At 71.9% G+C, this 23638-nt stretch carries 24 protein-coding genes; 10 read left to right on the forward strand and 14 right to left on the reverse strand.

What is annotated here, in order from left to right; translation table 11 throughout:
• Positions 1–286 precede the first annotated feature (286 nt).
• On the forward strand, positions 287–2536 hold the full coding sequence (locus tag DPM19_RS30080) for an ATP-binding protein (protein WP_111871453.1): 2250 nt from the start codon (positions 287–289) through the stop codon (positions 2534–2536).
• A 37-nt stretch (positions 2537–2573) separates the two neighbouring features.
• On the opposite strand, the gene DPM19_RS30085 is transcribed toward DPM19_RS30080, so the two are convergent.
• From DPM19_RS30085 to DPM19_RS30105, 5 genes are all read right to left on the reverse strand, one after another.
• On the reverse strand, positions 2574–2825 hold the full coding sequence (locus DPM19_RS30085; protein WP_111871454.1) for a hypothetical protein: 252 nt from the start codon (positions 2823–2825) through the stop codon (positions 2574–2576).
• The gene (locus DPM19_RS30090) at positions 2822–3139 is read right to left on the reverse strand and encodes a DUF6247 family protein (protein WP_111871455.1); all 318 of its coding nucleotides are present in this window, start codon (positions 3137–3139) and stop codon (positions 2822–2824) included. Before DPM19_RS30090 ends, DPM19_RS30085 begins: the two co-directional genes overlap by 4 nt.
• A gap of 83 nt (positions 3140–3222) precedes the next feature.
• Positions 3223–4092 carry an SDR family NAD(P)-dependent oxidoreductase gene (locus DPM19_RS30095; protein WP_111871456.1) on the reverse strand — a complete coding sequence of 290 codons (870 nt, stop codon included), beginning with the start codon at positions 4090–4092 and terminating at the stop codon, positions 3223–3225.
• Between the two features lie 5 nt (positions 4093–4097).
• Positions 4098–5009, reverse strand: a complete 912-nt coding sequence (locus DPM19_RS30100) for an LLM class F420-dependent oxidoreductase (protein WP_111871457.1) — start codon at positions 5007–5009, stop codon at positions 4098–4100.
• Positions 5010–5195: 186 nt separating this feature from the next.
• The gene (locus DPM19_RS30105) at positions 5196–5627 is read right to left on the reverse strand and encodes a DUF2267 domain-containing protein (protein WP_111871458.1); all 432 of its coding nucleotides are present in this window, start codon (positions 5625–5627) and stop codon (positions 5196–5198) included.
• 335 nt (positions 5628–5962) lie between these two features.
• Here DPM19_RS30105 and DPM19_RS30110 point away from each other — a divergent pair, with 335 nt between their 5' ends.
• From DPM19_RS30110 to DPM19_RS30145, 9 genes are all read left to right on the forward strand, one after another.
• Complete coding sequence (locus tag DPM19_RS30110) at positions 5963–6334, forward strand: hypothetical protein (protein WP_111871459.1); 372 nt, start codon at positions 5963–5965, stop codon at positions 6332–6334.
• A gap of 157 nt (positions 6335–6491) precedes the next feature.
• Positions 6492–7559 (forward strand): hypothetical protein, encoded by a 1068-nt coding sequence (locus DPM19_RS30115; protein ID WP_146779048.1) that lies wholly within the window; start codon positions 6492–6494, stop codon positions 7557–7559.
• Positions 7560–7576: 17 nt separating this feature from the next.
• Positions 7577–7981: an SMI1/KNR4 family protein gene (locus DPM19_RS30120; protein WP_111871461.1), complete on the forward strand. Its 405-nt coding sequence runs from the start codon at positions 7577–7579 to the stop codon at positions 7979–7981.
• A gap of 464 nt (positions 7982–8445) precedes the next feature.
• Complete coding sequence (locus DPM19_RS35520) at positions 8446–8598, forward strand: hypothetical protein (protein ID WP_158566942.1); 153 nt, start codon at positions 8446–8448, stop codon at positions 8596–8598.
• A 159-nt stretch (positions 8599–8757) separates the two neighbouring features.
• The gene (locus DPM19_RS30125) at positions 8758–10614 is read left to right on the forward strand and encodes a PatA/PatG family cyanobactin maturation protease (RefSeq protein ID WP_111871462.1); all 1857 of its coding nucleotides are present in this window, start codon (positions 8758–8760) and stop codon (positions 10612–10614) included.
• Complete coding sequence (locus DPM19_RS30130) at positions 10611–10841, forward strand: cyanobactin biosynthesis system PatB/AcyB/McaB family protein (protein WP_111871463.1); 231 nt, start codon at positions 10611–10613, stop codon at positions 10839–10841. The genes DPM19_RS30125 and DPM19_RS30130 overlap by 4 nt, the downstream gene beginning before the upstream one ends.
• Complete coding sequence (locus DPM19_RS30135) at positions 10838–11071, forward strand: hypothetical protein (RefSeq protein ID WP_111871464.1); 234 nt, start codon at positions 10838–10840, stop codon at positions 11069–11071. The genes DPM19_RS30130 and DPM19_RS30135 overlap by 4 nt, the downstream gene beginning before the upstream one ends.
• 6 nt (positions 11072–11077) lie before the next feature.
• Positions 11078–12784 (forward strand): PatA/PatG family cyanobactin maturation protease, encoded by a 1707-nt coding sequence (locus DPM19_RS30140; RefSeq protein WP_111871506.1) that lies wholly within the window; start codon positions 11078–11080, stop codon positions 12782–12784.
• Between the two features lie 13 nt (positions 12785–12797).
• On the forward strand, positions 12798–13652 hold the full coding sequence (locus DPM19_RS30145; RefSeq protein ID WP_111871465.1) for an SAM-dependent methyltransferase: 855 nt from the start codon (positions 12798–12800) through the stop codon (positions 13650–13652).
• 264 nt (positions 13653–13916) lie between these two features.
• On the opposite strand, the gene DPM19_RS35925 is transcribed toward DPM19_RS30145, so the two are convergent.
• From DPM19_RS35925 to DPM19_RS30190, 9 genes are all read right to left on the reverse strand, one after another.
• Complete coding sequence (locus DPM19_RS35925) at positions 13917–14324, reverse strand: hypothetical protein (protein ID WP_111871466.1); 408 nt, start codon at positions 14322–14324, stop codon at positions 13917–13919.
• 168 nt (positions 14325–14492) lie between these two features.
• On the reverse strand, positions 14493–16121 hold the full coding sequence (locus DPM19_RS30155; protein ID WP_111871467.1) for a GMC oxidoreductase: 1629 nt from the start codon (positions 16119–16121) through the stop codon (positions 14493–14495).
• Between the two features lie 586 nt (positions 16122–16707).
• Positions 16708–17520: an acyl-CoA thioesterase gene (locus DPM19_RS30160; protein ID WP_158566943.1), complete on the reverse strand. Its 813-nt coding sequence runs from the start codon at positions 17518–17520 to the stop codon at positions 16708–16710.
• Positions 17521–17636: 116 nt separating this feature from the next.
• Entirely contained in the window at positions 17637–19223 is a 1587-nt protein-coding gene (locus DPM19_RS30165) for a fused response regulator/phosphatase (RefSeq protein WP_111871469.1), read from the reverse strand.
• Entirely contained in the window at positions 19216–20916 is a 1701-nt protein-coding gene (locus DPM19_RS30170; RefSeq protein ID WP_111871470.1) for an ATP-binding response regulator, read from the reverse strand. The genes DPM19_RS30165 and DPM19_RS30170 overlap by 8 nt, the downstream gene beginning before the upstream one ends.
• A complete protein-coding gene (locus DPM19_RS30175; RefSeq protein WP_233510928.1) occupies positions 20909–21940 on the reverse strand; it encodes an ATP-binding protein in 1032 nt (343 codons plus the stop codon). Before DPM19_RS30175 ends, DPM19_RS30170 begins: the two co-directional genes overlap by 8 nt.
• Complete coding sequence (locus DPM19_RS30180; protein ID WP_111871472.1) at positions 21937–22344, reverse strand: ATP-binding protein; 408 nt, start codon at positions 22342–22344, stop codon at positions 21937–21939. The genes DPM19_RS30175 and DPM19_RS30180 overlap by 4 nt, the downstream gene beginning before the upstream one ends.
• A complete protein-coding gene (locus DPM19_RS30185) occupies positions 22341–22703 on the reverse strand; it encodes an STAS domain-containing protein (protein ID WP_199485361.1) in 363 nt (120 codons plus the stop codon). The genes DPM19_RS30180 and DPM19_RS30185 overlap by 4 nt, the downstream gene beginning before the upstream one ends.
• Entirely contained in the window at positions 22703–23539 is an 837-nt protein-coding gene (locus DPM19_RS30190; protein WP_111871473.1) for an STAS domain-containing protein, read from the reverse strand. The genes DPM19_RS30185 and DPM19_RS30190 overlap by 1 nt, the downstream gene beginning before the upstream one ends.
• Positions 23540–23638: the final 99 nt, after the last annotated feature.

Consider the following 23638-nt stretch of genomic DNA (forward strand, 5'->3'; position numbering starts at 1 on the left):
AAGTGGCCGGCCCCCATCACGTCCGCCCAGGTCAGTCCATGTGGGCAACGGCGAAAACAAAGGGTGAGTGATCTACGTCACACAGCCGGCGCGGGGTTCTCGACGCGACCTCCGAGCCCGCCCCGGCGCCGCTCGGGCGTGCCGGGAGTGCATTAATACACAGAAGAGCCCTCCGCGTAATACCGGACCCGATTTCGCTGGCGCTTCCAGGAAATCGCCGGAACAATGATTTCACCGCTAGGGTTACGGCGACGGGGTTTCGATGTCAGAGGAACGCGAATGGCGTGTGCATATCGGTGGCCAGGTCACCGGCACCGTCGTGGTCGGCGACAATAATGTGATCTTCAATCACGGGCACGGCTCCGAATGCGCGCCCCGCGACGGTTCCCCGCCTGACGTGCGGCGTCTCGACCGTCCGGTCGCGCAGGTGCTGCCGCGCGCGCCGGAGCTGGTCGGCCGCGACGCCGAACTGGCCGCGCTGGCGGCGGGCGTCGATGCCGACACGCCCGTCCTGGTGCATGGCCCGAAAGGGGTGGGGAAAACCGCGCTGCTCAGCCGGTTCGCAGCCGACCGGGCGAAAACGGGCACCGATGTCGTCTTTCTGGCTGCGGCCGGATTAGCCGTTGAGGACATCCTTCAGGAACTGTTCAGCTCCTGTTACGACATCACCGATTACCATCCCGATCTCGACCGGCTGCGCCGGCTCATGATCCCGATCAAAGCCCTCTTCGTCATCGACGATTTCCACGGTTCGGCCGACGAGCTGAAAGTGCTGTCGGACGCGCTCCCCTCCGGCGGCCTCGTCCTCGCCGCCGCCGAGCGCGTTCCGGGCGGCGGCCGGTCGGTGGAACTGTCCGGCCTGGCCGAGGAGGCCGCGCTCGCCCTGCTGGAACGCGCGCTGGAACGCCCGCCGCCCGGCGACGGCTCGGCCCGGGAACTGTGCCGGGCCGCGGGCGGCCTGCCCGGGGCGCTGCTCCAGGCCGCCGCCGCGCTCCAGGCCGGGGACGCCGGCTCGTTCTCCACCGACCCCGCGCTGCTGGCCCGCGCGTCGGTGGCGGGGCTCGACCCAGACGCACGCACCGCGCTGGACGTGCTCTGCGCGCTGGACGGGCTGGCGCCGTCCGCCGAACTGGTCGCCGTCCTGGCCGGCGTCCCCGACGCCGGCGGGGCGCTCGACAGGCTGGCGGGCGCCCACCTGGCCGAGCGCTCCGGGCGGGGGCACGCGGCCGCCCGCGGGGTGCCGGAACTCGTGCCCGAACCCGCCGACCGCGCCGCCGCGCTGCTGCGCTGGGTGTGCGAGACGGCGACGCCCCGCCAGGTGGCCGCCGCGGCGCCCGTGGTGGTCCGCGTCCTGGACACCGCCGTCCGCCGGGGCGATCACGCCGTCGCCCGCGACCTCGCCCGGGCCACCGCGCCCGCGCTGGGACGGGGCCTGCGGCTGGGCTCGTGGCGGCAGGTCCTCGCCCTCGGCCTGCACGCGTCCCAGGAACTGGGCTCCGTGGCGGACGAGAAGTACTTCGCCCACGAGGAGAAGGTCCGCCGGCAGGCGCTGGGCGCGGCGGCCGGGCTGTTCGGCGGCGCGGCCCTGGGCACCGTCGTGGCCCTGGGGCAGGGGGCGGGCACGTCGGCCGGGGCCGGCGGCTGGGCGGCGGCGCACCCCGGGATCATCGCCGCGGTGGCGACCGCGGTGGCCGCCGCCACCGTGATCGCGGGCGCCGCCGCGCTGCGCGGCGGGAACGAGGGCGTGCCGGTCGGCGGGACCGGCCCGCAGGCGCTGCCGAACGCCGCCGTCTCCCCCGCCGGGAGCCCGACGAAGAGCCCGCCGAAGAGCCCCGGAAAGAAGAGCCCCTCCGCCACACCGTCGGAAGGCGGCCGGGAGAACCCGCAACCGGGGCAGCCGTGCACGCCCAAGACGCTTCCGGGCGCCTCCTTCAACGCCCGGGCGGGCTCGTCGGCCGGGCAGGACCACCAGTTCCCCTGGCTGCCGTGCGACGACGAGGGGGCCATGTTCGTCAGGGGCGACTCCGCCTTCAAGGCCCGGCGGACGTCCTGCCCGCCGGCGCAGAGCCTGGGCCCGTGCCGGTTCCGGGTGACGTTCTCGCCCACCCGGGCCGGCGAGTACCGCGCGACCCTGATCGTCCCCGACGACGACGGCGACCACACGGTGCGGATGGAGCTCCGCGGCACCGCCACCGGCGGCGAGACGGGCGGCGGCGGCTCGCAGGAACCGGAGCGCCCGACCACGCCGCCCGCGCTGGCGTCCCCGCCCAACGGGCAGATCTACGACCACTACCCGCGCTTCACGGTCTTCGACTGGTACCCGGTCGCGGGCGCCGCGCGCTACCAGCTCGAACTGGAGCGCCAGTGCGACCCGGAGGACCCGTGGGTCACGAACTTCTACGACACCACCGACCAGACCCGCTACGAGCACGAGTGGATCGACGGCTGCCCGGGGCGGTGGCGGGTCATCCCGCTGGGGGCCGACGGCTTCGAGGGCCCGCCCAGCGGATGGCGCGAGTTCGACTACATCGCCTGAGAGCCCGGGGGACGCCCGGGGTCAGGGCTCCAGGTGGTCAGCCGGCCCAGACCAGGTCGTCCACGGTGACCGTCAGCGCCGTGTCATCGACCGTCAACTCCATGAACCCGGCCTCGCCGAAAGACCCCCACCGCTTCGCGGGGTCCTTCCCGGCGGGTTCGCTGTGCATTACGTCGTAGGGGTCCTCGCAGATGCGCCCCATGGTGCGGGCGAGTTCGGACAGCGCGTCGCCGGGGAACCCGCGGAGCTTGGACAACGCCTTGCCGGTGAACCGGAAGGCGTAGGTCACGTGCGCCCACGACGGGCGAGTTCAGCGGCGATCGCCTCGGGTCCGGAGACGGTGCCCATGGTGCCGTCAGCGATGGCCCACCTGGTGGCTTCCAGCTCTTCGTCGTAGCCGGGGCGGCTGACGACGTGAGCCCGGAGGCTCCAGTCGTTGAGGAATTTCTCGAGCCGCGGGTACTTGGTGACGTCGTCGGCAACGGCGTGGGTGACTTCGCGGTACCTGCGGAGGAACGTCTCGTGCTCGCGCTCGGGAAGGACCGCGAGGATGGCCAGGGGAGTCCTCGGGTTCGGTTCCCCATGAATCGGCTGCGCGCTCATCGTGGTCCCCGTCGTTGGTTTCAATCTGTAGTCATTCTATGGAAGAACGTGTTCGTCTTCCATGGGATCGCACCGATGCCGGGTCAGGGCTCGTCGTCCCGTGTCGCCGCGGGGATGAGGTGGTCCAGCAGGTGGGCCGGGGCGTGGTTGGCCCAGCCGGTGTCCGGCCAGTTGAACCAGCCCGCCGAGGCGGACGCGCCGCCGTCGGGGTGGAGGGTGGTTCCGGTGACGAAGGCCGACAGCTCCGACGCGAGGAAGACCACGCAGTTCGACACGTCGGCGACCCGGCCCACCCGTCCCATGGGGATGGCGATGCGGGCGGCGGCGGGGGTGGCCAGCGGGTCGTTGTCGCGGGCCAGCCTGGTCAGGTTGGGGGTGGGGACGTAGTCGGGGGCGACGTTGTTGACCCGGATGCCGTCGGGGGCCAGTTCGACGGCGAGCGTCCGGGCGAAGTGCTCCACGGCCGCCTTGGCGGCCGCGTAGACGGCGTAGCCGGGGGCCGCCCGGTGGGCCTCGATGGTGGTGAGGTTCACGATGCTGCCGCCGCGGCCGCCCGCCCGCATCCGCGGGATCGCCAGGGAGCAGGCGTGCAGGACGTGCAGCAGGTTCGCGCGCAGCAGCGCGTCCCAGCCCTTCGGAGCGGTGTCGGCGAACGGGGCCTTGAAGGTGCCGCCGACGACGTTGACGAGCGTGTCGAGCCGGCCCCACCGGTCGCCGGCGGCGGTGAACAGCGCCGCCAGCGCGTCGGGGTCACGGGCGTCGCCGTGGTGCACGATCGCCTCGCCGAGGGACCCGCGGAGGGCGTCGGCCGCCTCGGCGTCGATGTCGATCACCGCTAGGCGGACGCCGTTGGCGGCCAGATCGGCGGCGATGGCCGAGCCGAGGCCGCCCGCCCCGCCGGTGATCACGGCGACGGTGCCGTCGAGGCGCCCGCGTTCCTCGAACCAGCCCATGCCCGTTACACCCGTCCCGACAGGTAGGTGGAGCCGAAGGCTTCGATGAACTCCAGCGTGGCCGCGGCCTCGCCGGTGCGGTCCGACACGATCACCCAGGTGACGCCGGCCTTCTCCAGCTCCGCGAGCGCTTCCCGGTGCCGGTCGGGCTCGGTGGTCGGGGACTCCAGCCCGGCGCCCTGGTAGGAGTACAGCACGTCGATCTGGTCGTGGCGGCCGGCCGCGGCCGCGGCCGCGCGCAGTTCGGTGATGGCGTCGGCCAGTTCGGCGACCGTGCCGAGGGCGGGGGTGCGGGCGGTGGCGCTCAGCTGCGCTCCGCCGGTCATCGGCATCCAGCCCTGCGCCCGTTCGGCGACGCGGCGGCGGCTCAGCCTGGAGTTGCCGCCCACCCAGATCGGGATGGGGTCCTGGACGGGACGGGGCCGGGCGATCACGTCGCGCGCGCTGAAGTGCCGGCCCTGGTAGCTGAACGGCTCGCCGCTCCAGTGCAGCGGGAGCACGTCGAGGGCCTCGTCGAACAGGGCGTTGCGCTCGTCCATGTCGACGCCGAGGGCGTAGAACTCGCTCTTCTGGTATCCGGTGCCGAGGCCGAGGGTCAGGCGTCCCCCCGAGAGCTTGTCCAGCGTCGCCGCCGCCTTGGCGAGGAGGAAGGGGTTCCGGTAGGGGGCGACCGCCAGGTGGGTGAGCAGCCGTAGCCGTTCGGTCGCGCCGGCCACGTAGCCGAGCGCGACCAGCGGGTCGAGCGTCTGGTGCCCGCCGGAGTTCAGCCAGCGGGTGCCCGGTATCGGGTGCTCGCTGAACGACAGGCCGTCGAAGCCGTACCGCTCGGCCGTGACCGCCACCTCGCGCAGCGGTCCGGCGTCGAGGAGGTCGCCGTCGGGTCCGTTCTTCTCCGGGTAATGGAAGATGAAGCGCATCGTCACCTCTGGAACCTGGCGGCATCGTCGGGAGCCGTGCCGGTCATGGATTGAGAACCATCCATGCCGGAATCCTACTAAGGTTCCATACTTTTACAAGAGTGACGCTCTCTGTTGAGAGAAAGTCGTTCTCATCTCCTCCGGTCCCGGCCCGGCGGGCTACACGGTCTGCGGATGTACGGGGACCTACGCCGGGAAGGCGGCCGCCAGATCCCGCGAGACGCTGGCCCTGACGTGCTCCCACTCCCCCTCGCCGACGTACTGCCGGAGGGCCTGCAAGACCGTCTGCACCAGGCGTTCCATGCCGTCCTGGACGTCGTAGCGGAACTCGCCCCTGACCCGCCGCAGGAACTCGTCCTTGCCCATCTTCTGCGGCACTTTGCTCGGGTCCCAGCCGTCGTAGTACACGCCCCGGACCAGGAGCGGCAGTTGGGCGGCCAGTTTCGCGGACTCCTCCACGGTCAGCCGGTCCCGCAGCGCGTGCAGGACCGCCCGCAGGGCCTCGTACGACTGGTTCCGCCGATCTTTCGGCCACCCGTAGGCGTGCTCGATCTCCTTCAGCAACCGGTTCGTCTTGTCCACGGTCGTGTCGAAGGTCGGATATCCGGTACCACTCATTTCGCTGCTCGCCTCCCTGTCTGGACGGAAGGCCGGCCACGAGCCGCTGCGGGCGCCGCGCGGCGGGAGCCGGCGCACTTGGAAGCACCTCCCACGATGTGCGAGCCGGCGCCGCCGCGTATCCCCAGGCCGGATAGTTCCGGACCGCGCGAGCGCGGCCGCCGCCCACGGCGAACGGTGCCACGGCCGGTCAATCCCGGCGCGCACCCGATCCCGCCGCACCTGCCGGATCAGCGCGCTACGCGGCGATCTAGCCGGTCATCTGTGGACAAAGCCGGAAGCGATCACTAAGTTCCACGACGACAGGCAGGACGACGACGCTCCAGGGAGTACCGGTGGCGGCCCAGCACACGATGCCCTCGCCGGTCCGGACCGTCCGGGTCCTGCTCCTCCTCGCCGCGCTGCTGACCTTGATGGCGGCGCTGGACGGCGGCCTCCGGATCGGCGGCTCGGAGGGGTTCGGTGTCGCGTTCGCGTTCGCGCTGCCCGCCGTGGCCGGCCTGGCGGCGGCCTGGGCGATCGAGAAACGCCCGAGCCGGAAGCTGTGGATCGCCGTCATCGTGCTGGAAGTCCTCTACCTGTTCTGGCAGTTCGGCCGGATCTCCGACGGCGACCCCTTCGGCCTGCTGGGACTGGTCTTCCCGATCGCGATCCTCGTCCTGGTCAGCCGCTCGTCGGCACGGGACTACTTCTACCGCGCCCGGTGAGGCGCGGGCCGGGCCACCCCCCGAAGGTGATCCGGCTCACGGAGCCGGCCCTGACCTGGGCCCACGGGCAGGCCCTTGTGACACCCGGTTCATTTAGGTCTCCGGACCCTGGGAACCGGGGGCGACGATCACTAGCCTCCCGGCTGAGGTGATCTGTGTGTTTTTGCCCCAGCGTCGCTCCCCGCGTTCACCGGCGCAGCCTGGTGACCGCGGCGAGGGCGCCGCCCCCTACATCGGCGTCATCATGCTGGTGGCCGTGCTGGTGGGCGCGCTCGTCACCTCCAACATCCCCGCCCGCATCTACACCGGCGTCGGGACCGCCATCTGCGAGGTCTCCCAGGACCCCGGGTGCGACCGGCCGAGCCCGTCGGTCGTCCAGGTCAGCGGCGGCCCGCGGGACCCGGCCCACCTGCCGGCCCACCAGCTCGCGGGGCAGGAGTCCCCGGACGACGGCAACTGCTGGGACTGGCTGAGCTGGGCCTGCAGCGCCGTCGACGGGCTGCGGCTGGGCACCTGGGACGTCATCACGGACGCCTGGGACGGGATCACCTTCGTCGGCTGCCTGGTGCACATCTGCAGCCACGAGGGGTTCAAGAGCAACTGGGGCAGCATCGGCGCGCTGTTCACCACCAACCCGCTGACCACGCTCGAGACCATCTGGAACGAGGCCACCGAACCGGTCCGCACCGACTGGAACGAGGGGCGCGAGGTCCGCGCCGTCTTCCGGGCCATCCCCAGCGTTCTCGGCATCGTCTTCGGCGGCAAGGGCCTCACCAAGCTCAAGAACCTGGGCAAGGGCGACCAGAAACCTCCCGATCCGCCACCGACCCGCCATGTGCCCGCCGAACCTCCAGACGTGCGGATCATGTCCAGCAGGCAGAATCCCACGCAGAACATGCGCGTTTTCCAGGAGGCGCAGATAGGGGACGGATTCAGCGGCGTGTACGATACGAGGACCGGCCATTTCGAGGCACGCCTGAGCAGCGGCCCCAATGCCGTGGTGGATCGTTATGGCGGGCACGGGAAGACCAATGATGAGGTGTTCGGCGGTTCTCGCCAGACTGTCGGGTTCGTCGCCATCCGAACTGAATACGGATATGAGATCCGCTGGAACTCCTACAGCGTGAACAACGAGAACTGGGGCGACCGGGCCGCACCGCAGCAGTACCGGCAAGGCGTCATCGACGCGATGAAGGCGGCGACGGGACTGGAAGTCCGGGGCTAGTTCCTCGGGAGGGCGACATGTCACATTCGATTGGCGGGCTGGAACTTCCGCAGGAGCTGGTTTCGGCCATTCAGTCGGGCCGGTGGACGCCCCCCGAGGACACCGGAACATACCTGTCCGTCTTCGGCGAGGAGCCCGAGCAGCCGGAGTTCTACGACCTTGACGGAATGGCCCGCCAGAACGAATCCTGGCAGCGGCTGCCGAGCGAGAAGGTTTTCGGCGAGGAGATCGCCGGGGTCAGCCTCGGCATCGACCCCCGGCGCTCCCTGGTGATCGGCGATCTCGGCCCCGACCTGCCGATCGCCCTCGACTACCGCGCCGGCGGCGATCCGAGAGTTCTCTACCTGGCGTACCAGGGCCGGCCCGTCTGGAAGCTGGTCGCGGCGGACGTGGAATCGCTGCTGCTTCGGCTCGGCGCCTGAGGCTTCCCGGCCCACCCGGCCCGCAGAGGCGCTCCCCCGCCGGTCCCGGCGCGGGATCATGACCCGTCGCCCCAGGTCGTGGCTTGATCGCCGGATTACGTGAAGAAGATTCACAAATACCTCAGGGTCTCATTGTCGTTACCCAGCGCTATAGACGGAACTACTCGCAGATATTGACTGGTTGTCAGGCATCGGATTACATAGCGTTATCTCCTGCGGTGAAGGTACGAAAGAACGGCGCCGCAGACTTCAATGGGGCGGACTTTTCACCTGAAATGCTGCCGCCCCGGAAGGGGGTCTACCTTATGCCGCGATACGGGTAATTGCGGACAAAGGCAACGGGTTCCTCAGTCCCCGATGCTCCGCGACCGTGTTCGCGGTGGCCGTCCCTTCGCCCATTTCTCGGAGCGGGGCGAAACCAACCTCCACCCGTTCCGGAACGGTATGAAGAAAGGAGCAGGAGAATGTCCGACAACCTCATCGAGACCGTGGCCCCCCACCTCGCGCCGCCCATCACCAGGCAGCCCGGTGGGACCGCCGCCGACAGCGGCGAGGGCGCCGACCTGGCCATGATGTGCGTCATGCCGATGATGTTCGCCGGGGACGACGACGACTGACGACCACGTCGTCCTCCCTGGTAGGTCACCCGCCGTAGCAGGCCGCGGCGCGTGACCGGTACGGGTGGTCACCGGCGGAGCACGGCACCCCGCCGGTGATCATCCTCCCGTCCGACTCGCTTCGCGTAGCGCCGCGCCCTCCCGATGGAGCGTCTTTGGATGAGTGATGTTCCCGCCCTTCCCGGACTGGCCGAACTCTGGCGCCAGACCACGGGAGACGAACAGATTCGCATCGCCGTCATCGACGGCCCCGTGGACCGCGACCACCCCGTCCTGGCGGGTGCGAATCTCTCCCGGCTGGCCGGAGTGTGGCCGGAAGAGGGCTTCGCAGGGGCCAAGGCCGCGCACGGCACGGCGGTGGCGAGCGTCATTTTCGGCCGGCACGACGGCGAGGTCTCCGGAATCGCCCCGAACTGTAGCGGGCTGAGCATTCCGGCCTTCTCCGACCGGCGATCAAAAACCTCCCAATTGGAGATCGCCCGCGGTATCGAACTGGCGGTGGAGGCCGGCGCCCACGTCATCAACATCAGCGGCGGGCAGCTCAGCCCCTCGGGCGAGGCCGAGGACGTCCTGGCCGGCGCGGTGCGCCTGTGCCAGGAACGGAACGTGCTGCTGGTGGCGGCCGCGGGCAACGACGGCTGCTTCTGCGTGCACGTCCCCGCCGCGCTGCCCTCCGTCCTGGCGGTGGGGGCCCTGGACGACTCCGGGCACCCGCTGCCGATGAGCAACCGGGGCCCGGAGTACCGGCACCAGGGAATCCTGGCCCCCGGCGAGAACATCCTCGTCGCCGCGCCCGGCGGCGGCACGGCGCGGCGGACCGGGACCAGCCTCGCCGCCCCCATCGTCTCCGGCGTGGCGGCGCTGCTGCTGTGCCTGCAAGTCCGGTCCGGCCGCGCTCCGGACCCGCTCGCGGTCCGCGCCGCGCTGCTCGCCGGCGCCGACCCCTGCCCGTTCGAGGAACCCGACACCTGCCTCCCCTACCTGTCCGGGGTGCTGAACATAGAGAGAGCGGTGGAAGCCGTGACGACCAGTCCGATCGAATCAACCGAGCCCGCAGCGCAGACGCCTCCCGCCGAGGAAGTGCACGCCACCACCACGCCGTGCGCCTGTACCGGGGCCGCGCCGCCCCCTCCGGCGGTGGTGGTCTCGGCGGAGGAGCCCGCCCCGAAGCAGCAGTGGAACCCGCTGGTGTACGCCATGGGGGTGCTGGGCTACGACTTCGGCACCGAGGCCCGCCGCGACTCGTTCAAGCAGATCATGTCCGCGGTGACCATGGACGGCACCGCCGTCCCGGCCAACCCCTACGACGCGCGGCAGCTCGTCGACCACCTGGAGGCGCACCCCTCCGAGGCCAGGACGCTGATCTGGACGCTGAACCTGGAACTGACCCCCATCTACGCAATCGAGCCGACCGGCCCGTACGCCGCGGACGTGTACCAGCTGCTGACCCGGTTGCTGTCCGGCGAGACCGCCGGCGAGGAGCACGCCGACTACATCGAGCGGATCGCCATCCCCGGCCGGCTGACCGGCCGCACCGTGCGGCTGTTCTCCGGTCAGGACCTGCCCGTCATCGAGGTCGAGCAGCGCCGCGGCATCTACGGCTGGGAGGTCAACCGGCTGGTCCAGGCCGCCACCAGCGCCGCCGACACCCAGCCCGGCGACACCGACCCGCAGGCCGTCAACCGGACCCTGCGGGAGTTCCTCACCCGGGTGTACTACGACCTGCGCAACCTCGGCGCCACCTCACGCGACCGCGCCCTCAACTTCGCCGCCACCAACGCCTTCCAAGCCGCCCACACCATCTCCTCCGCCGTCGCCCAAGGCATGGCCCTGGACACCATCCAGGTCGAAAAAAGCCCCTTCTGCCGCATCGACAGCGACTGCTGGGACGTCAAACTCCGCTTCTTCGACCCCGAAAACAGCCGCCGCGCCAAACGCATCTACCGCTTCACCATCGACGTCAGCGACATCCTCCCCGTCACCCTCGGCGACGTCCGCACCTGGTCGGAGACATGACCGGGGCGCGGACGGGCCGGGCGGACCTCCTGCCGAAGCAGGCCGCGCCGGTCCGCAGACCCGAACTGATCCATCCGCACCGCACCGTGGACGTCGTGCACGGCACCCCGGAACAGCTCATCGCCATGCGCCTGCGGCTCGTCCACGGCGCCAACTTCAACGACCCCCAGCGGTTCGAGTACCCGAGCTTCGATCGGATGAGGTTCTCCATGCAGGAACGCCCATGACCGGGCCCGCGAAGCCGGCCGCGCCCCGGCCCAAGCGACCGCGCGCGCCACGGAAGAGCACCCGGAAGAGCCCCGAGCAGAAGCGGCCGGACGACCGGCCCGTGCCGATCGCCCCCGAGTACCACCTCGACACCGGGCTGGCCGAGTACGGGACGTGGGTGCGCCTGTTCACCGAGGCCGTGCCGCTACCGGACCCCGGCACCTTCCGCCGCGGCCGGATCTGGACGTAGGTGGTCATGCCCACCATCGAGGAGCTCCCGGACGTCCGGGACCTGTGGGAGGACACCCTGGGCGACCCCGGCCTCACCATCGGCCTGGTCGAGAGCCTGCCCGACCTCTCACACCCGTGCTTCGCCGGGGCCGACCTGACCCTGCTCGACCCCGGGTGGCTGCCCGAGACGCCGGTGGACGACTTCTACATGTTGCACGCGACGTTCGTCGCCAGCGTCCTGTTCGGCCAGCACGACGGTCCGGTCAAGGGGTTGGCGCCGCGGTGCCGGGGCGTCGTCGTCCCGGTGCTGCGCGAGGAGGTCACGGCGCTGGACCCGATGAACTACGCCCGGGCCATCGACGCGCTCCTCGACGCGGGCGCCGACATCATCCACTTCGCCGGCGGGCAGCCCACCGTCTCCGACGGCACCGACGAGCTGGTCAGGCGGGCGGTCGAGAAGGCCACCGCCGCGGGTGTCCTCGTCGTCTCCCCGGCGGGCAACGACTACGGCCGGAGCCGCCGCACCCCCGGCATGCTGCCCCAGGTGCTGGCCGTGGGGGCGATGGACGACCAGGGCCGGATGTTCAACTTCAGCAACTGGGGCCCGCAGTACCGCGACCACGGCATCGTCGCCCCGGGCGGCAACATCGTCGCGGCGGTACCGGGCGGCGGCACCGAGGCGCGCAAGGGGACGAGCGTCTCCGCGCCGATCGTCACCGGCGTCGCCGCGCTGCTGGCGAGCCTGCGCCGGGCGCGCGGGCTGCCGGCCGACCCGCTCGCGGTCCGGGACGCCCTCCTCGCCGGCGCCCTGCCGTGCACGCCCGAGCAGAGCCGCGGCGAACCGGACCGCTGCCTGTCGGGCCGGCTGCACATCCCGGGGGCGCGGCGGTTCGCCCTGGACCCCGGCGTGGTGACCTCGGCGCGGGAGCCGGACCGGCCGCCGCAGGTGTACGCGCTGGGGGTGCTGGGCTACGACTTCGGCACCGAGGCGCGGCGCGACTCCTTCACCCAGGCGATGGAGTCCGGCGGCCCGCACGACGCCCGGCGGATGGTCGACCACCTGGAGGCGCACCCCTCCGAGGCCAAGGGGTTGATCTGGACGCTGAACCTGGAACTGACCCCCATCTACGCGATCGAGCCGGCCGGCCCGTACGCCGCGGACGTGTACGAGTTACTGGTCCGGTTGCTGTCCGGTGAGACCGCCGGCGAGGAGCACGCCGACTACATCGAGCGGATCGCCGTCCCCGGCCGGCTGACCGGCCGCACCGTGCGGCTGTTCTCCGGGCAGGTCCTGCCCGTCATCGAGGTCGAGCAGCGCCGCGGGGTCTACGGCTGGGAGGTCAACCGGCTCATGTCGGCGGCCGTGCGGGCCGCCGGCGGCGACGAGCGGGCCGTCCAGGGGCCGCTCCGGGAGTTCCTCACCCGGGTGTACTACGACCTGCGCAACCTCGGCGCCACCTCACGCGACCGCGCCCTCAACTTCGCCGCCACCAACGCCTTCCAAGCCGCCCACACCATCTCCTCCGCCGTCGCCCAAGGCATGGCCCTGGACACCATCCAGGTCGAAAAAAGCCCCTTCTGCCGCATCGACAGCGACTGCTGGGACGTCAAACTCCGCTTCTTCGACCCCGAAAACAGCCGCCGCGCCAAACGCATCTACCGCTTCACCATCGACGTCAGCGACATCCTCCCCGTCACCCTCGGCGACGTCCGCACCTGGGTTGAACCATAGAAAGGAATCGCGAATGTCCGAGCTCAACAGCAGGGCCGGTGAAATCGATGTGCCCTGGAACCTCATCATCCCGGAGGCCGACATCTACCTGGTGGGTTACGGGATGCGGATGCCCAACGACTTCACCCTCGAAATGCTCGCCGTCCTCAAGCGCTGCCAGCGGATCTTCGCCGTGCCCCCGATCAACGCCCCGGAGTTCGGCATCCCGCGGATGGAGAACCTGCTGCACTTCTACGCCCCGGACAAGAACCGGCACAAGACCTACCGGGAGATGCTGGAACTGATCCTGGACGCCGCCGCCGAGGACGCCCCGGTCGCGCTGGCCACGTACGGCAGCGCCATGGTCGGCACCTTCGTCGCCCACCGCATCCTGGAGGAGGCGCCCGAGCGCGGCCTCACCGTGCACGTGACCAACGCCGTGTCGTCCTTCGACGGCATCTGGGCGGACCTCAACATCGAGCCCTTCTACGGGTTCGAGATCTGGGAGGCCACCGCCTTCGTCAAGCTGGAGATCCAGCCCGACCCGCGGGTCAACCTGCTGCTCCCGCAGGCGCCCATCTTCGGGGTGGCGAAGGGCCCGGACATCTCCCGGCTGACGATGGAGACCAGCTCGACCCTGGTCGACCTGCGCGACTACCTGCTGCGCTTCTATCCCCCCGAGCACCGGGTGCACTTCATCAAGACCGGCTCCGGGGCCGGGCCGCGCTCCGTCGGCCCGGCCATCGAGACCCTGCCGCTGGCCGAACTCCACCGCTCCGGCCGGAACCAGGGCAGCACGCTGCTCGTGCCCCGCATGGACTCGGGCGAGGAGTTGAACTTCCGGCAGCCGGCCGCGGCGACCGAGATGCCGGCCGTAGCGGCCGGCTGACCGACCGCGGGACGGTCGGGGGCCCCGGTGCGCTCCCGGCCGTCCCGCTCCCACCGGCCGGGACCGGATCGGGCGATCTCCGGCCCTGTCGAACCTGGCACCCCGGCCGAACCGGCCGGACTGGGCATCCCGGCCGGACCGGGCTGACCGGGCTGACCAGGCGGACCGGGCGGACCGGGCGGACCAAGCGTCCCTGCCGAACCGGGCGGACCGGGCGTCCCTGCCGAACCGGCCGCCTCGGCCGAACTGGCCGGACCGGGACGGTCAACCGCGGTCGTCGGGCGGAGGGAGGGCGAACGGGTCCTCGGCCGGGAAGCAGCCGTAGTCCTGCAACGGCCTGGGGTCGTCGAGCACGATCTGCTGGAGTTCGCCGGCCGGGGACAGGCCGTCGGGGCGATCCGGCACCCGCCGGCCCGGCAGCGGCCCGCCCCGGCCGATCATCATGTCCGGCGCGTCGTCCGCGAGCCGGCCGAACCGGTCCAGCAGGACGTGCACGGCGTCGTAGACGTCGCGGACGGTCTCGGCCGCGCTCTCCTCGGTGGCATCCGGGTGCAGGTCGCGGTACGCCTGGCGGGCCGTGGCGAGGAAACGCTCCGGATCGACGATCACCACGTCCCGGCGCGTCCGGACGCTGATGGTCATGCCCTCTGCCGGAACCGCGGTCTCGTCCACCGGACGAAGGTACTCCGTCTCCCTTCCCACGGCCACGGGGCGGCCGGGGGGCACCGGCCGCCCCGCTCCGCCGGCCGGGGTCGGGACGGTGCACCGTCCCGGCCCCGGCCGAACCCGCATGGGACGGTGACCCGACCTCCGCCATGCAGGTGCTTCGTGGGGTCGTTCTCAGAAGACGCGGCCGATGTCCTGGCGGACGATGGTGGCCATGCTGTGCTCGGCCAGGGCCGCGATGGTCATGGACGGGTTGCAGGCGCCGGTGGAGCCCGGGATCCGGGCGCCGTCCAGCACGTACAGCCCGCGGTGGCCCAGGACCCGGCCGAAGCGGTCCACCGCACCGCCCATCGGCACCCCGCCCAGCGCGTGCCAGGTGGAGTTCTCCCGCGCGTTCGTGTCGATCATCTGGCCGCCGCCGACCCGGACGAACTCGTCCATCCGGGCGCGGATCAGCGCCTGGAGTTCGGCGTCGCCCGAGGCCGGCCAGGTGAGCTGGGCGTCGTCCTTGGCCGCGTCGTAGGTCCAGGTGCCGGCGGGCTGGTTGATGCCGAAGCCGACGACGACCATCGCCTTGATGCCGGGCGGCAGCAGGGGCGACCCGGCGTGGATGATGGTGAGCGGGATCGAGCTGTCGGGGTCGCGGCCGCCGACGCAGGCCGGGCCGCCCTGCGGGAAGCCCGGCTCGCCGTTCATCTGGACCCACTGGTAGATGCGGTCGCCGTTGTTGCCCCACTGGGTACCGATGGCGTCGGGCAGGTTCGGGATGAGGTTCTTGCCCTTGGCCTTGACCATGAGCCGGGTGGTGCCCGGGGAGCCGGCGTTGAGGAACACCGCGTCCGCGACGATCCGCTTGCGTTCCTGGAGGACACCGTCGGTGTCGATCCGGTCCACGTGGACGACCCAGCGCCGGAGCAGGTCCATCGAGATGTCCCGCACCACGTGCAGGGTCTCCACCCGGACCCGCCCGGTGGCCTGCGCGGCGGCCAGGTAGGTGACGTCGATGGAGTGCTTGCCGCCGTTGTTGACGCCGAACGCCAGGTCGCTGGTGATGTAGGTCGGCTCGTACCGGCCCGCCAGCTCGCCGCGGACGAAGCTCCAGTCGATGGGCAGCGGCACCTTGAAGGTCTCCAGGCCCGCCTGCGGCGCCACGTCCATGAACAGCCGGGACGACTTGTAGGGGTCGGTGGCGAGGATGTCGTCGGGAATGGTGGTGATCTTCAGCATCTGGGCGACGGTGGGGTAGGCCCACCGGTTCAGTTCCGCGTAGTCGCCCGCCATCATCGGGATGGACTGGGCGAAGTACTCCGCGGTGGGCTGCAAGGTCATCCCGTGGTACATCAGCGACCCGCCGCCGACCGCGGCACCGCAGTTGATCGTCATGCCCTGCCCTTTCAGGGTCTCGATCAGTCCCGTGTAGGGCTCCCACGTCCCGGGGATGCCCGGGAGGCCGCTGCGGTCGGACAGCCAGGTCGAGCGGCGGTCCACGTTGGCGATGCGGGGGAAGGTCGTGGCGTTGGGGCCGGTCGGCCAGCGCAGGCCGCGCTCCAGGACCAGCGTCCGCACCCCGGCGCGGGCCAGCCGCAGCGCGGTCACGCCGCCGCCGAAGCCGGTGCCGATGACGACGGCCCGCTCGCGCTGCTCGATCGTGCGGACCCGGGCCGGGGCCGGGCTCGGCGCGGCGTGCGCGGCTCCGCCGGAGCCGAGCGCGGCACCGAGCCCGCCGAGGGCGGCGGCACCGAGCACCTTCCGGCGGCCGACGCCGGGTGCGGAAGCGGGGTGGGGGGAGGTGTTGTCGGACATGGCGGGCTCCAAATCATCCGTCGCAGGCCGGGCCCGGCGACCTCGGGGGCACGAGGCGGGAGCACCGGGACGGGCCGTGCGGGGGGTGGGGACGGGAGCAGAGGCCGCTGACCAGGAACGGAATGACGCCAACTCTCGCGATAGTCAAATTCTCGTTGACAAAGGCACTCATATCCGTTTCTTGCCAATGACATTCTCCGCCGAGGAACATATGACTCGCATCACGGGTCGGCAAGCCCCTGGTTCCTGCCGCACCTCAGCACTCACCCCGGCAGAACTGTCACGAACGGACAACCAAAAAAGCCCCTCAGCGCCCCGCTGAGCAGCGAACCCACCAAGATCGGCCGACTTCCCCACCGCCCCGACCAGGCACCCCGGCCCCTCCGAACGGTGTAGCCGAGCACAACCACCAAGCGGTAAGTCGCGGACCCCGCCCACCCGGTCCCTCGGCACCCGGAAACCCGACCAGCCGCGTGCCACCGACCTCTCCGAACAGAACACCCCGGGCAGCCGCACACATAAGTGATCGTTGAGGATGGGTGGGGCCAGGGCCCCACCCATCCTCAACGATCATGATGGTCAGGGGTCAGGGGCGGCCGGTGCTGCTGCGTAGCAGGACCTCCTGGGCCACCGAGGCGACCAGGGTCCCGTCGGTGGTCCGGATCGAGCCCTGGGCCAGGCCGCGGGCGCCGACGTGGGCGGCGGAGTTCATGTCGTACAGCAGCCACTGATCGGTCCGGGGCGGCCGGTGGAACCAGAGGGAATGGTCCAGGCTCATCATCGAGTCGTAGCGCACCCGCGACTCCGGCGACCGGGCCGCGTTCACGACGACGAGGTCCGACAGGTAGGTGAGCAGGCACGCGTGCAGGTCCGGTTCGGTGCCGACGGGCATGGTCACCCGGGCCCAGAACGGGTGGGTCAGCGGGAACCCGTCGGGGTCGGGGGTGACGACGGGCCGGATCTCGACGGGCGCGTCTTCCCCGAACAGCCAGGGGAACCGGATGGGGTGGAGGTCCTCCGGCGGCGGCACGGCCGGCGGGGCGGGCGGCTGCCAGTCCTCGCCCGGTTCGGGTTCGTGGAAGGAGGCGACCATCTCGAAGATCGGCTTGCCCTCCTGCACGGCGGTCACGTGGCGGGTGGAGAAGGCACGCCCGTCCCGGGTCCGGGCGACCTCGAAGCGCACCGGCTCCGCCACCTGGCCGGGGCGGAGGAAGTAGGAGTGCAGGGAGTGCACGAGCCGGGGTCCGTCGATGGTGCGGCTCGCGGCGCGCAGGGCCTGCGCCGCCACCTGCCCGCCGAAGAGCCGGCCCTGGCTGAACCCGTCGGGGGCGGCCACGAACAGGTCGCCGTCCCGCTGTTCCAGGTCCAGTGCGGTCCGGAGCGGTGATGTGTCGGTCACGGGGTTCCTCCCACCCGGGCGAACGGGTGGGGCTTCCGACGACCACGACCCGTGCGTTGTACACACGATTTATAACGCACGTGACGACAGGCCGGATGATCTACCCCCGCCGGGGGTCAGGCGTCGCGGCGCAGCGCGATCAGGGCGACGTCGTCCTCGCGGTGGCCGAACTCGGCGATGATCCGGTCGCGGAAGGTCTCCAGGTCGCCCTCGGTCTCGGTGCACAGCCGGCGCAGGCGTTCCAGGTTGTCGTCGATGGGGATGCCGCGGTCCTCGATGAGGCCGTCGGTGAACAGGACGGCCGTGGCGCCGGGCGGGATCTCGGTCTCCTCCAGGGCGACCTCGTCCACCGGGAAGCCGAGCAGGATGCCGCCGCCGGCGCCCCACCGGGCCCGCCCCTCGTGCAGGAACAGGACGGGCAGGTGGCCCGCGCTGGCGACCACGGTGCCGCCGGTGGCGGGGTCCAGGGTCAGCAGGCAGACCGTGGCCGTCTGGTGGGGGTGGTAGCGCTGCATCACGCTGTTCATCCGGCGCAGGATCTCGGTGGCGTCCAGGCCCTGGTCGGCGAACGCCCGCAGGGCGTGCCGGAGCTCGCCCATCACCGCCGCGGCCTCCAGCGAATGCCCCTGGACGTCGCCGATGGCCACCAGCACCCGGCCGTCCAGGTCGAGCATTTCGTAGAAGTCGCCGCCGATCTCGGCGGTCTCGCTGGCGGGCTCGTACCGGACGGCGACGCTCCAGCCGGGCAGGTCGGGGATGCCCTGAGGGAGCAGGCTGCGCTGCAGGGTGAGCGCGATCGTGTGCTCCTCGGTGTAGTTGCGCAGCGCCTGCACGGCCAGCGCGAGGGTCTGCGCGAGCTGCTGGAGGATGGTGTACTCCTCCGCGTCGGGGATCCCCCCGGCGGCGACGGCGATGCAGGTCGGCGGGCGGCCGGGCTTCGTCCGGGTCAGGACGGCGCACGCGTCGTGGCTGGTGAGCTTGTCCGGCTGGAACTCCCGCCACCGCGCGTCGGGGACGACGCCGCTGACGGTTCCGGCCGCGTCGCCGTCCATGCCGAGGGCTGCGCCGATGCGGGCGAGCACGTCGGGGGCGAGCGTGGAGATCACCGGCTCGTCGTCGGCCGACAGGACGGTGGCGCGGCGCGGCGGGCCGTTCGGCGGGGCGATGTAGGCACCGGCCGGCACGGCGAAGATCTCCGCGGCCGACTGGGCGGCGATCGCGGCCAGCTCGTCGAAGCTGGTCGCGGAGTTGATCGCCAGGGTGGCCCGGGCCAGGGCGGCCATCCGGCCGGCGAGCTGCTCGGCGCGGCGGCGGGCCCGGTAGTAGCGCAGGACGGCGTCGACGGTGGCGATGAACTCGCCCGGGTCGATCGGGTCGGTGATGTAGGCGTCGGCGCCCTGCCGCAGGCCGTGGGTGCGGTCGGTCACCGCGGTCGCCGACGCCGAGATGTGGATGACCGGCAGCGAGCCGGTCTCGGGACCGGCCTTGATCTGCTCGCAGACCTCGAACCCGCTCATGTCGGGCAGCCGGACGTCGAGGATGACCAGGTCGACCGCGTGCTCGGCCAGCCGCTCCCAGGTCTCGGCCCCCGACGCCGCCTCCACCACGGTGTGCCCGGCCCGGCGCAGCCAGCTGCTGATGATGTAGCGCTTGGTCGCGGTGTCGTCGACCACGAGGGTGGTGACGCCGGCGTGTTCAGGCACCGGTGCTTCCTCTCCCGGCCCGGCGGATCGCGTCCGCCAGGATAGGCCAGGTCAGCCGGGCCTTGTCCACCCACGCCCCGGCCCGGTCGAGCCGGGGGTCGGCGAGGGCGGCCGGGTCGATCGCGGTGACCAGCACGACCGGGATGCCGGGGGCGAGCCCGTCCAGCACGTCCATCCCGTCGCCCTCCGGCATGCGCAGGTCGAGCAGCACCAGGTCGGGGGCGTCCCCGGCGGCCAGTTCCAGCGCCGCGAAGCCGCCCGCCGCCTCGCTGAGCCGGTCGCTCACCGGCCCGACCAGCTCGCGCAGCGCCGCCCGCTGCCCGGCCTCGTCGTCCACGATGAGGACGTGCCCCAGGCCCGACACCTCCGCCGGGACGGGCAGCCGGAGCGTCACCGTCGTGCCCTCGCCCGGGGCGGAGACCAGGTCGAGGTCGCCGCCGAGCGCCTCCGCCAGCCGGCGCGCGTACGGCAGGCCCAGCCCGGTGCCGGTGGTGGCGCGGCCGGGCACCCGGTAGAACTCCTCGAACACCAGCGCCTGGTGCTCGGGGGCGATGCCGGCGCCGGTGTCGGTGACGGCGAAGCAGGCCATCCGGTCCTCGGTGCGGGTGGTCAGCCGCACCTCGCCCTCGGTGGTGAACTTCAGCCCGTTGGCGAGCAGGTTACGCAGGATCCGGGTGAGCATGACCTCGTCGCTGACCAGCGTCTCCGGCCCCGCGGAGCCGTCCAGGAGGAGGGTCAGGCCGGTCTGCGCGGCCACCGGGGCGAGCTCGTCGGACAGGCCGGCCAGCAGCCGCGGCACGTCCACCACGCCGAGTTCCGGCTGCAACCGGCCGCCCTCGGCGCGGGCCATGTCCAGCAGCTCGTTGACCAGGGCCAGCAGGGTCTGCCCGGAGTCGCCGATCAGGGTGATCTGGTGCCGCTGCTCCTCGCCGAGCGGGTCGGCGCCCTCGTCGAGCAGCAGCCGGACGAGGCCGATCACCGAGTTGATCGGGGTGCGCAGCTCGTGGCTGACCGTCGCCCAGAACCGCTTCCGGGCCTCGCCCGCCGCACGGAGCTGGTCGGACTTCTCCTCCAGCTCGGCGTTGAGCGCGACGACGCCCAGGTTGGTCTCCTCCAGCTCGGCCGAGAGCTGGGTGTAGAGGGCCAGCACGCCGGCGTTGGTCTCCTCCAGCTCGGCGTTGAGCGAGCGCAGCTCGTCGCTCTGCCGGCGCAACCCCTCCAGGGTCTCGACGAGCTCGGCGTTCTGCTGGCGCAGCTCCTCGACCGCGGTGACCGGCGCGAGGTGCGCCAGCCGCTCCCGGGTCGCGCCCAGGTCCGCGCGGGCCGGGACCGGGCCGGACGGCAGCCGCTTGCGCAGCCGGACGACGACCCGGTCCCCCTCCCTGGTCCGGTCCACCGTGTCCATCAGGCGCGCGGCGGCGTCCAGGCCGGTGGCGGGCGGCTCGCCGCTCTCGTGCGGGTGGCTCATCTCCAGCAGCAGCGCCTCGCCCGCGGCGCCGTCGAGGACGAACCGGACGGCGACCTCGCCCGCCTGCGCGAACAGCTCCCGCCCCACCTCGCTGAGCGCGGTGGCCACCCGCACCTGGTCCTGGGTGTCGAGCCCCGCCGCGGCGGCGGCCTCGCGGCCGACCCGCCGGACGGTGAAGATGTCCTCCTCGCCGCGGATCTCCGTCGCGAGCAGCTCGTCACCCATCGTCCACCGCCTTGACCGCAAGAATCGCGCGATCGTCCCGGCGTACCCCCGCATCGCGCATCAAAGCGCCGGCCGCGACCAGCGGGCCGCGGGAGAACAGGCCGGGGTAGTCGGCGGGCTTCCACCGGTCGGTCAGCCCGTCGGAGTGCAGCAGGACGGTGGCGCCCGCGGGCAGGGTGTACCGGTGCTCCCGGAACGTCCTGGCCTGGTGGCCCGCGATGCCCGGGGCGGAGATCATCCCCTGCCGCCCGTCCGGCCGCACGATCCAGCCGGCGACGTTGCCGAGGCCGGCGAAGGCCACCGAGCCGCGCCCGGCGTCGATCGCCGCGACCGCGAGCGCGCCGCCCCGGGTGCCGGCCAGGGCGGCGTGCAGCCGGCGCAGGATCGCCTCCGGGCTCGGCCGGCCCGGCAGGTCACGGAACGCCCGGACGGCCTCCTCGCTCGCCCGGGCGGCCAGCGGCCCGTGCCCGAGGCCGTCGCACAGCATCGCGTACCCGACGCCCTCGCTGACGCAGAACGCGAAGCGGTCGCCGCTGACCTCCTCGCCCAGCAGCGGGCGGATCAGCCCGCCGGTCGCGTACCCGCCCTCGGGTTGCGGTTCCAGCGCGAACCGCGCCGTCATGACCGTGCCGCGGTCCGGCAGCGAGTGCAGGTCGAACGCGTCGGCCAGCCGCGAGATCGTGCCCAGCCCCACGCCGAGCGTCCCGCCGGTGGTGTGGCCGTCGCGCAGCGACCGGGAGACGTCGGCCATGCCGGGGCCGGTGTCCATGCACACCAGGTCGAGCGCGACCGAGTCGCCGGTGCGGACGGTGCTCAGCACCATCTCGCCCTGGACGGCATGGCGTTGCAGGTTCGTGGCCGCCTCGGTGGCCGCGAGCTGGATCTCCGCCAGCCGCTGCGCGGAGAACCCCAGCGGGGCGGCGATCGCCGCGGCCTGGCGGCGGGCGCCGGCCGCGGAGCTGGCCTCCTCGATCCGCAGCCAGACGGACTCGCCCGGGGCGGGGCCGGCGGTCCAGCCGGTCACCGGGTCCACTTGGTCACCGAGATCCGGGTGCCGGTGCCGGGCTCGGTTTCCAGGTCGAACTCGTCCACCAGCCTGCGGGTGCCCGACAGGCCGAGGCCCAGCCCGCTGCCGCTGGACCAGCCCTCGGTGAGCGCCAGGTCCACATCGGGAATGCCGGGGCCCTCATCGGTGAAGACGATCTTCACTCCGGTGCGTCCGGTGGCGGGGTTGGTGACCAGCTCGACCGTGGCCGTGCCGCCGCCCCCGTAGACGAAGGTGTTGCGGGCCAGCTCGCTCGCCGCCGTGACGACCTTCGTCTGGTCGACCAGCGACATCTTCACCTCGGCGGCCAGGCCGCGGACGACCTGCCGCACCCGCACGACGTCGTCGTTGGAGGTGATGGGGACCTCGGCCGGGGAGGTCACCGCAGGTCAGCGCCCGAGTCCAGCAGCTTCATGCCGCGCTCCAGGTCCAGTGCGGTGCGCACCCCGCCCAGGGACAGGCCCAGCTCCACCAGGGTGATCGCCACGGCGGGGCGCATGCCGACCACCACGGTCTCGGCGTCCAGCAGCCGGGACATCGAGGCGATCGTGGCGAACATGCGGCCGATGAAGGAGTCCACGATCTCGACGGCCGTGATGTCGATGATCACGCCGCGTGCCTGGGTCTGGACGATCCGCTCGGCGAGATCCTCCTGCAGCGCCAGGACCGTCTGGTCCTGGAGGTCGATCTGGATCGACACCAGCAGGGTGTCCCCGATCTTGAGAATGGGCACCCGCTCCATCAGCCCGCCCCCACCCGCACCCCGCTGCGCTCCAGCGCGTAGGCCAGGGCGTCGGCCAGGGTCGCCTTGGTGACGATGTCGCCGAACTCGATGCCGAGCGCGACGATCGTCTGGGCGATCTGCGGCCGGATCCCGGAGATGACGCACTCGGCGCCCATCAGCCGGGCCGCCACGACGGTCTTCAGCAGGTGCTGGGCCACCTCGGTGTCCACGGCCGGGACGCCGGTGATGTCGATGACCGCGTGCTCCGAGCCGGTGTCCACCAGGGTCTGCAGCAGGGACTCCATGACGACCTGGGTCCGCGCCGAGTCGAGCGTGCCGACCAGCGGCACCCCCACGATGCCCTCCCAGAGCTTCACCACCGGCGTCGAGAGCTCCAGCAGCTGCTCGGCCTGGTCGGCGATCACCTGCTCGCGGGTGCGGGCGTAGGTCTCGAAGGTGAGCAGGCCGAGGTCGTCGATGTCCTTGGAGAAGGACGCGAACTCGCGGTAGACGACGACGCCCGTGCCGCCCCCCGCCTCGATCTCGTGCAGGACGGCGTCCTTCAGCCCGAAGACGCTGACCGCGGTCTCCGACGGGCTGAACCCCTGGCGGGCCCGGGTCCGCGAGAGCTCCTGCAGGGCGGCGCTCAGCTCACCGGCGGCCGTCCCGTCCTCCTCGCCCATCGCCTGCACCACGAGCTCGTACAGTTCGGCCAGCTGCCCGCGCAACTCGGCCTGCGTCGTCCGACCACGCACCGTGTTCAGAACCGCGGCCACCCAGTGGTCGAGGACGCCCTCCCGCCGTTCTCGCAGCAAGGTCGCGATGCGCTGCTGCCTGCCTGCTCCCAAGGTCATCCGGCTACTCCCGAATACGGTCGGAACGTCCGCAATGGTCGGCGCAACACTACCGTCAGCGACGAGAACCGGGCACTCCACGTGGGATAACAGCTCGAG

This window comes from Actinomadura craniellae (assembly GCF_003289645.1).
Lineage (GTDB): Bacteria > Actinomycetota > Actinomycetes > Streptosporangiales > Streptosporangiaceae > Actinomadura_D > Actinomadura_D craniellae.

Bases quoted from the DNA above. Each gene is read 5' to 3' on its own strand.
- DPM19_RS30090 (WP_111871455.1), bottom strand. From the start codon at position 3,139: ATGAGCGCGCAGCCGATTCATGGGGAACCGAACCCGAGGACTCCCCTG.
- DPM19_RS30095 (WP_111871456.1), bottom strand. From the start codon at position 4,092: ATGGGCTGGTTCGAGGAACGCGGGCGCCTCGACGGCACCGTCGCCGTG.
- DPM19_RS30100 (WP_111871457.1), bottom strand. From the start codon at position 5,009: ATGCGCTTCATCTTCCATTACCCGGAGAAGAACGGACCCGACGGCGAC.
- DPM19_RS30105 (WP_111871458.1), bottom strand. From the start codon at position 5,627: ATGAGTGGTACCGGATATCCGACCTTCGACACGACCGTGGACAAGACG.
- DPM19_RS30120 (WP_111871461.1), top strand. From the start codon at position 7,577: ATGTCACATTCGATTGGCGGGCTGGAACTTCCGCAGGAGCTGGTTTCG.
- DPM19_RS35520 (WP_158566942.1), top strand. From the start codon at position 8,446: ATGTCCGACAACCTCATCGAGACCGTGGCCCCCCACCTCGCGCCGCCC.
- DPM19_RS30125 (WP_111871462.1), top strand. From the start codon at position 8,758: ATGAGTGATGTTCCCGCCCTTCCCGGACTGGCCGAACTCTGGCGCCAG.
- DPM19_RS30130 (WP_111871463.1), top strand. From the start codon at position 10,611: ATGACCGGGGCGCGGACGGGCCGGGCGGACCTCCTGCCGAAGCAGGCC.
- DPM19_RS30135 (WP_111871464.1), top strand. From the start codon at position 10,838: ATGACCGGGCCCGCGAAGCCGGCCGCGCCCCGGCCCAAGCGACCGCGC.
- DPM19_RS30140 (WP_111871506.1), top strand. From the start codon at position 11,078: ATGCCCACCATCGAGGAGCTCCCGGACGTCCGGGACCTGTGGGAGGAC.
- DPM19_RS30145 (WP_111871465.1), top strand. From the start codon at position 12,798: ATGTCCGAGCTCAACAGCAGGGCCGGTGAAATCGATGTGCCCTGGAAC.
- DPM19_RS30155 (WP_111871467.1), bottom strand. From the start codon at position 16,121: ATGTCCGACAACACCTCCCCCCACCCCGCTTCCGCACCCGGCGTCGGC.
- DPM19_RS30170 (WP_111871470.1), bottom strand. From the start codon at position 20,916: ATGGGTGACGAGCTGCTCGCGACGGAGATCCGCGGCGAGGAGGACATC.
- DPM19_RS30185 (WP_199485361.1), bottom strand. From the start codon at position 22,703: ATGGAGCGGGTGCCCATTCTCAAGATCGGGGACACCCTGCTGGTGTCG.
- DPM19_RS30190 (WP_111871473.1), bottom strand. From the start codon at position 23,539: ATGACCTTGGGAGCAGGCAGGCAGCAGCGCATCGCGACCTTGCTGCGA.